We start from the raw sequence: 13,674 nt of genomic DNA, 5'->3' as shown, positions 1-13,674 counted from the left end.
GGGCCGCGTGGGCATGGTGCAAGAGGGTTACCTGGATTTCATGCACTTGGGGAACTCTTGACACTCATTCGTACGTACTATTACCGGCCACGCCAGATGGGCCGCCGAGGCAGTACGGGGGAAGCACATGCGTCATTTCGGGCACGTATCGCCTGCGCTCCGTGAGGGCCTCTTCCACCAGGAGCCGGCCGAGTTCACCGTCGACTCCCCGGCGCGGATCCTGTCCGCCGCCCTCGGAGCCACCCTCTACAGCCCCGCCACCCGCCCCCGGCTCGCCGACGACATCCGCAAGCAGGCCGGCCGGGGCGTCGTCTCCATGGTCCTGTGCCTGGAGGACTCCATCGGGGACGGCGAGGTCCTGGCCGGCGAGGAGAACCTGATCCGGCAGTTCGCCGAGCTCGACGCGGGCTCCGGCGAGCTCCCCCTGCTCTTCATCCGGGTGCGGCTGCCCGAGCAGATCCCGGACCTCGCGGCCCGGCTGGGAAGATCCATCAGGCATTTGGCTGGATTTGTACTTCCGAAATTCACGGAAGAGCGTGGCATCGCATTCCTGGACGCCCTCACCGTGGCCGAGGCCGCCACCGGCCGGCGGCTCTACGCCATGCCGGTACTGGAATCCCCCGAACTGCTCCATCTGGAGACCCGCGCCCTCGCCCTGGCGGGCGTGGCCCGCACCGTCGACAAGTACCGGGACCGGGTCCTGGCGCTGCGGCTGGGGGTCACCGACTTCTGCTCGGCGTACGGGCTGCGGCGCACCCCCGACATGACGGCGTACGACGTGCAGATCGTGGCCGGGGTGATCGCGGACGTGGTCAACGTCCTGTCCCGGGCCGACGGCACCGGCTTCACGGTCACCGGCCCGGTCTGGGAGTACTTCCGTCACCAGGAGCGCAAGTTCAAGCCCCAGCTGCGCCGCAGCCCCTTCCTGGACGGCCAGGCCGAGGAACTGCGGACCGCACTGATCGAGCACGACCTCGACGGGCTGTTCCGCGAGATCGAACTGGACCGGGCCAACGGCCTGCTCGGCAAGACGTGCATCCACCCCGCGCACGTCACCCCCGTCCACGCCCTGTCGGTGGTCTCCCACGAGGAGTTCAGCGACGCCCAGGACATCCTGCGGCCGGAGCGGGGCGGCGGCGGCGTGCTGCGCTCCGCCTACACGAACAAAATGAACGAGGTGAAGCCCCACCGGGCCTGGGCGGAGCGCACCATGCTCCGCGCCGAGGTCTTCGGTGTGGCCAAGGAGGAGGTCGGCTTCGTCGACCTCCTCACGGCCGGGCTCTCCGGCTGACCCCGTGACGAGGACGACGGAAGAGAAAGCCAACGACGTGGTGTGGTCGGACGAACGGGAACACGGACGCGGACCTGACGCGGACGCCGCGGCACAGGCCTGGTCGGGCGACTGGGTCGCCCGCCGCCTGGGCGTGGAGCTGCGGGACGGGGACGGGACGGGGGAGGAGCCGGGCGGGGCGCCGGCGCTGCGGGAGCTGCTGGGGCTGGCGCTGCGGCGCAACCCCAAGCGGGCCCACCTGCTCGTCTCGAACGTCCTCGGCAAGCACGTGCCCGCCTCTCCCGGCGCGGTCCACGGCGCCGGGTACGGCCTGGGCCGCCGGGTCCGGGCGCTGCTCGGCGAGGCGGAGGCAGGCCGGGCCGTGGTCCTCGGCTACGCCGAAACCGCCACCGCACTGGGCCACAGCGTCGCCGACGGCCTCGGCTCGGCCCCGTACCTGCACTCGACCCGGCGCCCGGTGCCGGGCGTGGCCACGGCCGGGGGCTTCGAGGAGTCCCACTCGCACGCCACCTCGCACCTGCTGCTGCCGGCCGACCCGGCCCTGCTCGCGGGCTCCGGCCCGCTGGTCCTGGTGGACGACGAGTTCTCCACCGGCAACACCGTCCTCAACACCATCCGCGACCTGCACGCCCGGCACCCGCGCGACTGGTACGTGGTGGTGGCCCTGGTCGACATGCGCTCCCCGTCCGACCGCACCCGCCTGACCACCTTCGCCACCACCCTCGGCGCCCGAGTCGACCTCATATCCCTCGCCACCGGCACCGTCACCCTCCCGGACGACGTCCTGGAACGGGGCACGGCCCTGGTGGCGGAGGAGGAGGCCCGGGCGAACGGGGCCGCGGGTGCCTCCGGCCCCCTTCCGGCGGGGGACGCGCAGTCCGCTGCGTCCGGCCCGGGCAGTGCGCCGGTGGGGGCAGATCCTGCCTCGCGCGGACGCGGACCTGTCCCGGCCGGGGACGCACGTCCCGCTACGTCCGGCCCGGGCATTGCACCCGTGGGGGCAAATCCAGCCTCGCCTGGGGGTACCCCCGGACGGAGTCTGGGGGAGTTTGAGGCGCGGGGTCCGGGGCGGCGCCCCGGGAGCCCGGGTGCAGCCCCCTCGGTCCGCCGCGTGCCGCTCGGCTGGCCCGCCGGCCTTCCCGACGGCGGCCGCCACGGCTTCACCCCCGCCCACCGCGCGGAGCTCGAAGCCGCCCTGCCGGCCATGGCGGCCCGCCTCGCCGAGGCCCTGGCGGAGGGCCAGGAGGGCCAGCAGGCCGGGAAGACCCCCCACCGCGTCCTCGTCCTCGGCAACGAGGAGCTGATGTACGCCCCCCTCGCCCTGGCCACCGCCCTGGAAGCCACCGGCACCATCCCCGAGGTCCGCTTCTCCACCACCACCCGCTCACCGGTCCTGGCCGTGGACGACCCCGGTTACGCCATCCGCACCCGCCTGGTCTTCCCGGCCCACGACCGCCCCGCCGACGGCCCCGGCGACCGCTACGCCTACAACGTCGCCGGCGCCGGCTTCGACGCCGTGGTCGCCGTGGTCGACTCGGCCGGCGACACCCCCGAACTGCACGCCCCCGACGGCCTGCTCGCCGCCCTGGCCCCGCACACCGGCCAGGTGCTCCTGGCGGTCGTCCCCGCGTACGTCCCGCCGTACGCGGAACAGCCGCGCGCAGGGCACCCGCACACGGAGCCCGAGCACCCGAAGCACCCGTACCCGAAGCACCCGTACCCGATCGCCGCGCCCGCGACCCGGCAGGAGCCGACAATGCCCGAGCCTCTCAGAGGCCCCGACTTCTCCTCCTACGCCGCCGAGGACGTCGGCTGGCTGCTGCAGGACCTGTCCGGCGTCGAACTGGAGGCCCCGACCGAGGAGCGCGAGGAGGCCATCCAGGCCGGCGGCGCCCACTACGCCGAGTCGCTGCCGGTCGAGTACCAGCCCAGCCCCCGCTACCAGGAGCTCTACCAGAGCGCCCTGACCGCCTCCGCCGCCCGCATCGCCCGCGCCGTCGGCACGGTCACCGAGACGGTCCTGGCGGAACGTTCCCCCAGCCCCGTCCTGGTCTCGCTGGCCCGCGCCGGCACCCCCGTCGGCGTCCTGATGCGCCGCTGGGCCGCCCACCGCCACGGCCTGGACCTCCCGCACTACGCCGTCTCGATCGTCCGCGGCCGCGGCATCGACGCCAACGCCCTGCGCTGGCTGGCCGACCGGCACGACCCGGCCGACGTGGTCTTCGTCGACGGCTGGACCGGCAAGGGCGCCATCACCCGCGAACTGGCCGAAGCCCTCAAGGAGTTCCCCGGCTTCGACCCGGAGATCGTGGTGCTCGCCGACCCCGGCGGCTGCGTCGCCACCTACGGCACCCGCGAGGACTTCCTCATCCCTTCGGCCTGCCTCAACTCCACGGTCTCCGGCCTCATATCGCGTACGGTGCTGCGTGCGGACCTGGTCGGCCCGGACGACTTCCACGGTGCGAAGTTCTACCGCGAGCTGGCCGGGGCCGACGTGTCCCGGGCCTTCGTCGACACCGTCGCCGCCCGTTTCGACGAGGTGGCCGACCGGGTCGACGGCGAGGTCAAGGAGCTGTTGGCAGCGGACCGTTCGCCCACCTGGGAGGGCTGGGCGGCGGTGGAGCGGATCAGCGAGGAGTACGGCATCCACGACGTGAACCTGGTCAAGCCCGGCGTCGGCGAGACCACCCGAGTGCTGCTGCGCCGGGTCCCCTGGAAGATCCTGGCCCGCCGCGACGCCGCGGCCGACCTGGGCCACGTACGCCTGCTCGCCGAGCAGCGCGGAGTACCGGTGGAGGAGGTCGACGGGCTGCCCTACAGCTGCGTCGGACTGATCCACCCGCACTTCACCCGCGGCGCGACCGGCGCCGACGGCAAGGCGGTGACGGCCAAGTGACCACCCTGCCCGCCCCCGCCGGGGCCACCACCGCGACCGCCTCGGCCGCCGCCCCCGGCCCCGTCCTGATCGCCAGCGACCTGGACCGCACGCTCATCTACTCGCACGCCGCGCTGGCCCTGGCCATGCCCGATGCGCAGGCCCCCCGGCTGCTGTGCGTGGAGGTCCACGAGAGCAAGCCGCTCTCCTACATGACCGAGACGGCCGCGGCCCTGCTCGTCGAGCTGACCGCTGACCCGGAGGTGGTCTTCGTCCCGACCACCACCCGCACCCGCAAGCAGTACCAGCGGATCCGCTTCCCCGGCGCCCCGGCCCGGTACGCCATCTGCGCCAACGGCGGGCAGCTGCTGGTCGACGGCGTGCCCGACCGCGACTGGCGGCGGCAGGTCGCCGCCCGGCTGGCGGCCGAATGCGCCTCGCTGGAGGAGGTGCGCGGGCACCTGCTCGCCACCGCCGACCCGGCCTGGCTGCGCAAGGAGCGGGTGGCCGAAGACCTCTTCGCCTACCTGGTCGTCGAGCGGGACCTGATGCCCGCCGACTGGGTCAAGCAGCTGTCGGAGTGGGCCGAGCCGCGCGGCTGGACGGTCTCCCTCCAGGGCCGCAAGGTGTACGCCGTGCCGCGCCCGCTCACCAAGAGCGCGGCGATGCGCGAGGTGGCCCGGCGCACCGGTGCGGTGCGCACGGCCGCCGCGGGCGACTCCCTGCTGGACGCGGACCTGCTGCTGGCCGCCGACCGGGCCTGGCGTCCGGCCCACGGCGAACTGGCCGACACCGGCTTCACCGGGCCGGGCGTGACCGCGCTGGGACTGGCGGGGGTCGCGGCCGGCGAGGAGATCATCCGGCGGTTCGCGAAGTTCCGCCGCCGCGCGGACGGCCACCTGCCGTAGCGGGCCCGCCGGGGGCACACTGGTCCGCATGAGCAAGGGGAACACCACGCGCATGACGGACGAGCTGTACGCCTACACGCTCGCCCACAACCCCCCGCTGGACCCGGTCCAGCGGGGGCTGGTCGAGTCGACGTACGCCCGCTACCCGGACTCCGCGGGCATGCAGTCGGCCGAGGAGCAGGGCCCGCTGCTGGCCTTCCTGGTCCGGCTGACGGGTGCCCGCCACATCGTGGAGGTCGGCACCTTCACCGGCTTCTCGTCGCTGTCGATGGCGCGGGCGCTGCCGGCGGACGGCCGGCTGGTCACCTGTGACGTCTCGGCGGAGTGGACCGCCCTGGCGCGCGAGGCCTGGGCCGCGGCCGGGGTGGCCGACCGCGTCGAACTCCGGCTGGGCCCGGCCCTGGAGACGCTGGCGGCGATGCCCGCCGAGCCGCACGTCGACCTCGCGTACCTGGACGCGGACAAGGAGAACTACGTCGGGTACTGGGAGGCGCTGGTGCCGCGGATGCGGCCGGGCGGCCTGATCGTCACCGACAACACCCTCTTCCACGGCGCGGTCACCGACCCGGCCGCCACCGGCGCGACGGCGGGCGTCCGCCGCTTCAACGACCACGTGGCGGCCGACCCCCGCATGGACAGCGTCCTCACCGTCATCGCAGACGGCCTGACCCTCTCCCGCAAACGCTGAACCGACCGCGCCGGCGCGGGGGTTCAGTAACAGCAAGACCGGCGCGGCGGTTCAGTAACAGAAGGGCCGGCGCGGGGGCTCAGCAGCAGAGGGGCCGGCGCAGGGGGTTCAGCAGCAGCCCCCGCCGCCGCAGCAGCCCCCGCCGCCACCGGCCGGCGGCGCGGCCTTGGTCCCGCCCACGGCCACGGCCGACAGCAGCTTGACGGTGTCCTCGTGCCCGGCGGGGCACTGCGCGGGCTCGGACGACTGCGCCATGGGCCGGCTCACCACGAAGGTGTCCTCACAACTACGGCAGCGAAACTCATAACGGGGCATGCCCCAAGGCTACGACCCGCACCCCCGAGATCCGAGCCCCGTCCCCGGATCCCCGGGCGGCGACCGGCCACTCAAGGGTCCTCAGGCGCTGGCCCGGGCTCCGACGTACACGACGACCATCAGCGCAGCGAACCCGACCGCGAGCCACCCGGTACCCAGCACGATCCACCGCACGGGCTTCGGCACAGGCTTGGTCCGCTGCTTGAACCGCCGCGCCTGGAAGAGAAGGAAGCCGCCCATCAACAGCAGCCCCGGCAGGTACCGCTTGAGGAAGGCCGCATCGAGGTCATCGGACCCCGCCGCCTGCCCCGCAACGCCCGCATACACCTGCTGAGCTGCCACAAACCCGTGCACCGAACCCCCGCACCGAACACCCGACCGATCCGCGCCAGATCAACTCACACCACCCCACCCCCGGTCAACCCTCAAAACCCACGGCCGGCCCCGCCCTCCTCATCCCGCTCCATCTCCCGAATCACCCGCCGCCGCCACCGCACCGCCACCACACACACCACAGTCCCGACCACGACGGACCCCACCACGGACCCGACAACCCCGACCATGAAAAGATCCCCGAGCGTCTCCACGCCCCACCTCCCCTACGAACCTCCGGCAATGCTCCCCGACAAGCCACGGGCAACCGCCCCTGGGTGCCTTGTTGTTGCCAGTCTTGATCGTCCGGTACGTCGGGAGTCGGCATTCGTCTCGACCACAGGCGTCTTCTCGCCGGTGCAGCCGGCGCAGCTCTTCCAGTGCGCCCGCCGGGAACGAATGCCGCGCCCACTTCCTCCGGTAGCCCTCCGCACCGCACAGATCCAGCACCACCTGGGCACCCCGCACGAAGGCATGGCCGAGCGCCCGCCGTGACTGCGCGGACCTCCGCAACTCGACGCGCCCCACGCGGCGCCGTCCACCGACGCCGAAGGCCCCCGACCATGATCGGTCGGGGGCTTTCGTACTGGTTGGCGCGGACGGTTTCGAACCGCCGACATCTGCTTTGTAAGCTCGGCCGGAGGGGCGGTGCAGGGGCCCTGACCTGGAGCGCGAAGGTTGTCCGAGACCGCCGACAACCGCCCGCGTCCACCCCCGTTGTTGTCAGATTTGGTTGTCAGAACCGAGGGCCACTTGGCGGCTTCGGCCGGCCCCCTCACTCGTCATCGCAACGCTCCAGCACCAAGCCCACGGACCCGTCCTCCAAGCCGTTGTTGTCTTCGAGGTGCAAGTGGCTCCCCTCGGGAACACCATCGCCTGCGAGTACGAGCAGGTGTGCCGCAAGCGTCCTGAGCCCCGCGGCGTTCGCCTCGATCACGACCTCGCTCTTCAGCGCCCGCACCTCGATCCGAGCATCCGCCTCCCACCGGAAGACGAGCCCGACGCCATCGGTCACGGCCGTGACTTGGGTGCTCTCAACGGGGGCGGTGCCGGAGTCAGAGGTCATGGGCACCATGATGCCGCCCAGCCTCTTGGCACCGGACGCTCGTGCGTCCGGCAGCATTTATGGGGGCGTCGGCCACCGTCTACCAGCCGCCGCCAAAGATGGGTTGCAGTGATGCTGCTATGGCCGACAGCAGTCCGAGGATGCCCCCCAGCGTCGTCAAAGCTGTCGTGACGTTCGGGAACAGTTCACGGCGCAGCTCGCGCCAGCGCTTCCTGACCACGACACCCTGAAGCTTCTGCCACTTGTGCTGCCGAATATGGCAGCCCATCATCACGCCCTTGCTGTTGTTCCTGCACGCGCCGTCTCGCCCCAGAGCCCCGCACCAGGCCGGAGCCAGGAAGAAGAAGTAGACGGTGCAGACCCCGGACAACGCCAACAACAGGCCTGGGCCGAGATCAGACGTGAGCCAGCCCGCTAACAGGACTGCGAAGACAGCCCATCCCCAATACTTCTGGAAGTCCTTCATGCGCACCGGAAGATAGCGATGCGCGCTTCACGCTGGAAGGGAGCGTGCGAGGCGCAACGGTGGCACATGCCAGCGCAGGTGATCCATCGCTCAACGGCTGATGGGGACCTCATAAACGATCTCGCACAGCGCGGCGGGCACGATGATGTCCGCGGTCTCCACGGGCCGGCCCTCGTCGCTGTAGTACGTCCGCCGGATGTGGGTGACGAGTGAGGCCTTCTGGATCCCAAGGAGGGACGCCTCCTCGGCGGTCGCCTGCCGGGGCTCCGGCTGCTCGACGGCATGGCTGACCGTGATCCCGATCTCGGCCATCCGGTTCACGACACCGATGCCGGCGTGGGGCCCACCCTCGGGCAGGACGACGAGCGTGCCGGCCGTCAGGTCGTACGGCTCCCAACTCGTGGACAGCTGCACGGGCCGGCCGTCAGCAAGGAACTCGTACGCGGTGCGCACGCACAACTCACCCTCGCCGATCCCGAGCCGCGAAGCGATCTCGGCCGGCGCCGGGACCTTCGCCTCGGTCCGGCTCTCCCACCCGCCCCGCTTGCCGGCGGCCTGCATGTCGGCCCGGAACGGCGACTCCTCGCGGTGCTCACGAGCCGAGGAACGGACCACCCGGACCCGCCGCCGCGGCTCGGCGACGTAAGTCCCGGATCCCGCGCGACCCTCCAGGACGCCCTGGGAGATCAACAGCTCCTGCGCGCGCCGGACCACGTTCTCGCCCACGCCGCACTCCTGGGCGATCTGCGCACGTGAAGGAAGGCGGTCGCCGGGCGTCCACTCGCGCCCCGAGATCCGCTGCCGGAGTACGTCGGCGATGCGAAGGTACGGCGGCTGCTCAGGCATATGGAAAATCTAGTCCACTAGCTCTAATCTAGTTAACTAGCTTCACCGAAAGTAACTGCTCGGCGACGGAGGTCCGCTGTGCCTGGTTCGGACGTGAGGGCCGAAGAGCTCGCCGCCCGGCTGTGGGCGCTGGGACTCGCTCCCCGCGTGGAGCGGCACGTCCGCCACATCTCGATCGAAGTGGAGGTCCCGGAAGCAGTCGCCGCCGAGACGTGGCGCGCGGTCCTGGCGGTGGCAGCCGAAGCAGACCGGTTCGGACTCATCGCCAATGAAGCAGCCGGCCGCATCTTGTGGGCGGCCGTAGACAGAACGGCCCCCGCGACGGGCGACGTCCGGGGACCTGGCCATCAGCGATAGGAGCTGATCAGCATGTTCAACCGTATCCGCCGACCAGATGCCCGCACCAGAAGGCGTCAACGGCCGGTAGCCCGCTTAACTCTGACGCGACCGCCGGACGTTCAACCCCGACGAGCACGCTTGCTGCGTCCGGGCTCCTGCTTCGAAGCGCTCCCGGAAGGGGTGCTTGTGCCGGCTTCGGTAGAACGGGCCCGGAACGGAGCGAGCGCGACCCTCGAGTACCAACCGGCCGGAGCCGGCCTCCTGACGCCGGTCCACCCGCGGGGGCCGCTGGTGCCCTGCCGCTGCCAGCACCGCCCCGCGACCACTCCGTACTGCTCGCCCTGGTGCCGCATCGGCACGCACGCGGACTGCCGCCACTCCTCCCCGCCCCCGGCCCCGCCCGGCGTCCCCGTCGTCTACGAGACGTGCTGCTGCACCTGCCACGCCACGGAAGGCAGGGCTACTGCCCGGGGGGTGGCCGGATGAGGGGACAGTTCCCGGCCCCGGCCGCGGTCGCTTCCATAGAGATCACTTCCAACAGCGTGAAGCGCGGCGACGTCATCCAAATCGGCGGCCAGCCGTGCCGCGTCGCCGACCTGATCCACCTGCCCCGCGGAGCGAAGCGCCTCGTCTTCGAGTCCGGCGAACTCCTGACGATGCACCACCAGACCCGCTTCATCGCTCTACGCGTCCAACGGAGGTGGTGACCATGCCCGCCACGTCCCGCCGCCACGCAATCGCCGCCGACCTCCGAACCCAAATTACGGAAGGCCACCTCAAGGCCGGCGACCGCCTCCCCGCGGAGACCCAACTCGCCACCCAGTACGCCGTCAGCACCCCCACGCTCCGCAACGCCCTCGCCGACCTCCAGGCGGAGGGTCTGATCGAGAAGATCCACGGCAAGGGCAACTTCATCCGCCACCCGTGCTCCCGGATCGTCTACGTGGGCGGCGGCCACCCTCTCGCCGAACTGCCCTCGCCGGATGCCCCACTACTGGTTACCGTCCGTACCACCCAGCTCCATGCCCAGGGAGACTTGACCACGCTTCTGAAAGTGCCACCAGGCAGCTCCCTCGTCGAATACCGCTGCCTAAGCCAGGAGGGGAGCGAGCCCCGCACCCTGGCCCGCATCTACGTCCCCCAGGACCTGGCGCCAGCCCACGCTTCAAACGATTCCGGCTGGACGAAGGCCCTGGCAGACCGCCTGTCAGCCTGTGACCACCGCTCGACCGGGATCGAGGAGACGGTCACCACCCGTCGCCCCACCCCAGAAGAAGCCGCCCTCCTCCACATCAGCCCCGCCCTTGCCGTCCTCACGATCACCCGCGTCGCATCAGATAAGGCCGGCCGCGTGATCGAGGCCGTCCGCCTGATCCTCCCCGGCGACAGAGCGGAAGCGACCTTCACTATCCACTCCACGCCCAACGAAGAGGGATCAGAAGGATGACTCCCCACGAGGAGCTACGCCTCCTCCCGTGGTCTGGCCCAGACGAGAAGCCCTGCTTCCTGAGCACCGACAGCGAGCACAGCCACCTGTCCCGCCTGGCCGACGAGATCGAAGAGGCATACCTGGCTGCGGCCGCTGACCTCGCCGGTCATGCCTTGAAGATCATCGCCACCGCAGACGTGGACTCGGCGGAACTCCGAGACTTGGCCGCGGGCCTGTCGCAGTCCCTCTCGCGAACCCTCCGTGTGGCCCAAAGTCGGGGGCGCCGGCTGGCGTCCCCCGATCGTCTGGCCAGCGACGAGAACGGCTGAGATTCGAAGGTGCCAGGACAGAGGCCCCCAGCTCTGCCGGGGGCCTCCTGCCTTGCATCTGCTCGGCAACAGCGGCCTTTTACGCGTCTGAGGGACCTTGTTTGTAGCAATGCGGCGTCATGTGGTGGCCGTCATTCGGCGGGGGCCTTCCGGCGGAGTATGGACCGGTTGGCATGCTTGGTAACGACGCGCAGCTTTGCGTGCTTGCGGTGGTACTCCTGCCAGTCGTTGACGAGCGCAGTGTCTTGCAGCTCGGCAACTGAGAACCCGGCCGCATTGTCTGGGGCGATGACGAACGCCTCCAAGCCGCCGTGCTCTTGGATGAAGCCTGCGGCCAGTTCCTCGAACACTGGCTTGTGGTGGTCCACGTCCGCGTCACGTGCGGAGCCGATGCTGTCTCCTGTGACGGCGCACACCACCGGACCGTGCGCGAAGGCGTCAGTGACGTGCGCGATGACCTGATCCTTGACCGCCCGCCGTAGGCACCCACGTACCTGCTGGCCGTGTGGAGTCGCTTTAAGGCACTCCAACCATGAGATATCGATCTCGGAGCCATCGATCCGCAGAAGCATCAGCCCGCGGTTGTTCCACTCGGTCCGCACCACCATGAATCCGCCGACCCCCACCCCCGCCTTCTCCTCGTAGTCGGGGTGGCGGGTGATCAGGTCCCGCAGGAATTCTTCGTCGCTCTCGCCAACTATCTCGTCGTAGCGGTAGGAGTTCATGATCCCCTGTACCCGCTCCCGTAAGGATTTCTGCGTCCGGAAGTGCTCACCATTGATCAGGTATTCCAACCGCGCCACAGGCCCACCCCTCATCGCCGAAAGCTTCAGGGGAAGTCTGGTCGCCGGCGTTCGCGTGTGTGGCGGACACGACCGAACTGGGCAAGGGGGGCGCTGGGTTTGCGCCAGTACCTGCTGGAGGTTGACCGCTTGGGCTCAGGGAGTTGAGGTGCCTCGAGCGATCAGCACTTGAGAGACCGGGAGGGCTGTCAGGTCAGCTTCTCTCAAGCCGGCACGGGCTGCATGGCCTCTCTGGCACCTATGTTCTCCCGCGGCTTCCGCCACATTTGGCATGGTGCGGCACGGGATGCCCTGCTCCGTGCCGCACCATGCGTCGTACCCTCAGGCGTTGATGATCTTCTGGACTTCGCGAAGCTTCTCTTCCGCAGTGAGCGCCGAGTAGTCGCCACTCACCAGCCCGTCCAGAGTGCTGCGTACGTTGTTTGAATTGGGGCGCAGCACAGCGTCCAAGATGCGGGCACGCTCGCTTCCGTCTCGGGTGTACACCCACACCTGCTGCTCCTTGCGTGGTTCTGTATTGCATCGAGGATCGAGGACAGTGAGTGGGAAGTACCCGAGACCCGATGCTTCGAGCTTGCGAGCGATGGAGCCGAGGACATGCTTGCCGAGCCTGTCGAACCCCAGTGCTGTCCGCAGGCGCCCCAAGTTGTCTTGCATCAGCCCGCCCTCGTCCTCACACGCTTCAGCGGTCTCTTGAAGATCAGCCACTGCACCCTCCCCTGGTGTGTCGTTGAGTCGGAAGCCTATGAGGATCAAGGAAACAGGGCTAGGCAGAGGCGTCAAACTGTCAGACCTTGGCCCACGAATAGGCCGCCGCCACCATCATCGGCTCTTTGGTCGCCTTTGGGAGCCGATCCTCGGAAGGAGGCTGCATCGGCGGCCTGTCACGCCGTGCCTTTCGCTCCACAGTCGCTCTCCCGACCGGGTGAGCATCCATCCGGTGCCCTCGTGGGGCATAAGCTCACCAACGTTAAGCTGTCCGAGCAGGTGTGTCAGCTCGTCGGCGACGCGGAGGTCATGTTCGCGCTGTCGCTCCTCAGCATTTGCGTATCCGTCAGCGCGAGCGACGAACTCCTCATAAGTCATCTCCCCGATCCGGCGTCGGTGGGCCTCCAGGGCTGTTCGCTCGACGTATGCATCGGAGTACTCCTTGTCGAAGCTTCGTCCATACTGACGGACACGATCTTTCTCCTGATCGAGCAGGTCAGGACTGATCCGTCGTTGGCGGGCACTCTCGATGGAATCTGCCCTGGCTAGGAGCTGAGAAAGGGGAGAAGGGCACAGGAAGATCGCAAGCCTTCCGTACCCCTCCCAGTTGCAATGGGTGTAGCTGACTGCTTGATCAACCCATCCGTATCGATCGCTCACGCTGGAGTTTGGAAAGAGGTGCTTGAACTCGACGCCGAACGCAGGGTCAGGGTCGAGCCATGGTTCTGGATCACGAGGCTTCAGCACGGCGTCTATGCGCGTGCGCTCGCCGGTCCAGTACTGGCCAGAGACCTGCTCTTCGACGTGGAACCACTGGTCCATTTTGCTTAGGACAAATGAGGATAGATCCTTCTCGCTGGCGAATGTTCCAGGGGGCGGGGGTAACATCTTCGGTCCGTAGCGCACGCGGCGGACTCTACGCCGGCACCGCGACAAGAGGCCACCCTTGCTGTGCAGTTGCGTTGGCGCCTGGCTTGCAACGCTCGGCGAAGTCGGCTACGGGTGAAAGAGGCATCCGCGAGCCATTGCGGCATCTCTAAGCTGCCGGCCGATCTGCTTTCTCTTTCCCTTGCTGGACACAGCCGTGAAGTCGACAGACGCGTGGTCTGCCTGAGCGCTAGCGGCGGCGTCATCGATCGCTGTGAGGCCGTGAGAGTTTATCTCCCCGACAGATATTCCGAACGTGCCTACCGATTTCATTTGCATGTCCTCGGTCCAGCGGCGATGGGCCTCCTCTGG

16 protein-coding genes are annotated in these 13,674 nt (G+C 69.5%); 8 read left to right on the top strand and 8 right to left on the bottom strand.

The genetic code is table 11. The annotated features are described in order from the left end of the window. Positions 1-127 precede the first annotated feature (127 nt). Genes AB0O40_RS23930 through AB0O40_RS23915 form a run of 4 tightly spaced genes read left to right on the top strand, consistent with a single transcriptional unit; the run spans position 128 to position 5,762 of the window. A complete protein-coding gene (locus AB0O40_RS23930) occupies positions 128-1,291 on the top strand; it encodes an HpcH/HpaI aldolase/citrate lyase family protein (RefSeq protein WP_365045237.1) in 1,164 nt (387 codons plus the stop codon). Positions 1,292-1,331: 40 nt separating this feature from the next. After that, entirely contained in the window at positions 1,332-4,187 is a 2,856-nt protein-coding gene (locus tag AB0O40_RS23925) for a phosphoribosyltransferase domain-containing protein (RefSeq protein ID WP_365045283.1), read from the top strand. 5 nt (positions 4,188-4,192) lie between these two features. Then, on the top strand, positions 4,193-5,074 hold the full coding sequence (locus AB0O40_RS23920) for an HAD family hydrolase (protein WP_365045280.1): 882 nt from the start codon (positions 4,193-4,195) through the stop codon (positions 5,072-5,074). Between the two features lie 28 nt (positions 5,075-5,102). Beyond that, a complete protein-coding gene (locus AB0O40_RS23915) occupies positions 5,103-5,762 on the top strand; it encodes an O-methyltransferase (RefSeq protein WP_365045234.1) in 660 nt (219 codons plus the stop codon). 108 nt (positions 5,763-5,870) lie between these two features. Here the strand turns inward: AB0O40_RS23915 and AB0O40_RS23910 are convergent, their stop codons facing one another. The 5 genes from AB0O40_RS23910 to AB0O40_RS23890 all read right to left on the bottom strand — a co-directional run bounded on the left by AB0O40_RS23910 (position 5,871) and on the right by AB0O40_RS23890 (position 8,827). Then, positions 5,871-6,077, bottom strand: coding sequence for a zinc ribbon domain-containing protein (locus tag AB0O40_RS23910; RefSeq protein ID WP_365045231.1), 207 nt, complete (start codon positions 6,075-6,077; stop codon positions 5,871-5,873). Positions 6,078-6,158: 81 nt separating this feature from the next. Continuing rightward, entirely contained in the window at positions 6,159-6,419 is a 261-nt protein-coding gene (locus AB0O40_RS23905) for a hypothetical protein (RefSeq protein WP_365045228.1), read from the bottom strand. A gap of 805 nt (positions 6,420-7,224) precedes the next feature. Next, entirely contained in the window at positions 7,225-7,515 is a 291-nt protein-coding gene (locus AB0O40_RS23900) for a hypothetical protein (RefSeq protein ID WP_365045225.1), read from the bottom strand. A gap of 79 nt (positions 7,516-7,594) precedes the next feature. Beyond that, positions 7,595-7,981: a hypothetical protein gene (locus AB0O40_RS23895; RefSeq protein WP_365045222.1), complete on the bottom strand. Its 387-nt coding sequence runs from the start codon at positions 7,979-7,981 to the stop codon at positions 7,595-7,597. 90 nt (positions 7,982-8,071) lie between these two features. Next, entirely contained in the window at positions 8,072-8,827 is a 756-nt protein-coding gene (locus tag AB0O40_RS23890) for a GntR family transcriptional regulator (protein ID WP_365045219.1), read from the bottom strand. Between the two features lie 78 nt (positions 8,828-8,905). On the opposite strand from AB0O40_RS23890, the gene AB0O40_RS23885 reads away from it, so the two are divergent. The 4 genes from AB0O40_RS23885 to AB0O40_RS23870 all read left to right on the top strand — a co-directional run bounded on the left by AB0O40_RS23885 (position 8,906) and on the right by AB0O40_RS23870 (position 10,924). Next, positions 8,906-9,184 (top strand): hypothetical protein, encoded by a 279-nt coding sequence (locus tag AB0O40_RS23885; protein WP_365045216.1) that lies wholly within the window; start codon positions 8,906-8,908, stop codon positions 9,182-9,184. 464 nt (positions 9,185-9,648) lie between these two features. Next, positions 9,649-9,873 (top strand): hypothetical protein, encoded by a 225-nt coding sequence (locus tag AB0O40_RS23880; protein ID WP_365045214.1) that lies wholly within the window; start codon positions 9,649-9,651, stop codon positions 9,871-9,873. A 2-nt stretch (positions 9,874-9,875) separates the two neighbouring features. Then, the gene (locus AB0O40_RS23875) at positions 9,876-10,613 is read left to right on the top strand and encodes a GntR family transcriptional regulator (RefSeq protein ID WP_365045211.1); all 738 of its coding nucleotides are present in this window, start codon (positions 9,876-9,878) and stop codon (positions 10,611-10,613) included. Then, positions 10,610-10,924 (top strand): hypothetical protein, encoded by a 315-nt coding sequence (locus tag AB0O40_RS23870; protein WP_365045208.1) that lies wholly within the window; start codon positions 10,610-10,612, stop codon positions 10,922-10,924. The genes AB0O40_RS23875 and AB0O40_RS23870 overlap by 4 nt, the downstream gene beginning before the upstream one ends. A gap of 131 nt (positions 10,925-11,055) precedes the next feature. Here the strand turns inward: AB0O40_RS23870 and AB0O40_RS23865 are convergent, their stop codons facing one another. The 3 genes from AB0O40_RS23865 to AB0O40_RS23855 form a co-directional block, all read right to left on the bottom strand. Then, entirely contained in the window at positions 11,056-11,727 is a 672-nt protein-coding gene (locus AB0O40_RS23865) for a DUF3223 domain-containing protein (protein ID WP_365045205.1), read from the bottom strand. 321 nt (positions 11,728-12,048) lie between these two features. Continuing rightward, entirely contained in the window at positions 12,049-12,435 is a 387-nt protein-coding gene (locus AB0O40_RS23860; RefSeq protein ID WP_365045202.1) for a hypothetical protein, read from the bottom strand. Between the two features lie 114 nt (positions 12,436-12,549). Next, positions 12,550-13,341: a hypothetical protein gene (locus tag AB0O40_RS23855; RefSeq protein WP_365045199.1), complete on the bottom strand. Its 792-nt coding sequence runs from the start codon at positions 13,339-13,341 to the stop codon at positions 12,550-12,552. Positions 13,342-13,674: the final 333 nt, after the last annotated feature.

It is taken from the genome of Streptomyces sp. NPDC089919 (genome assembly GCF_040684615.1).
Lineage (GTDB): Bacteria > Actinomycetota > Actinomycetes > Streptomycetales > Streptomycetaceae > Streptomyces.
The sequence above is the reverse complement of the archived record's forward strand: the minus strand, read 5'-3'. Positions and strand labels throughout refer to the sequence as shown.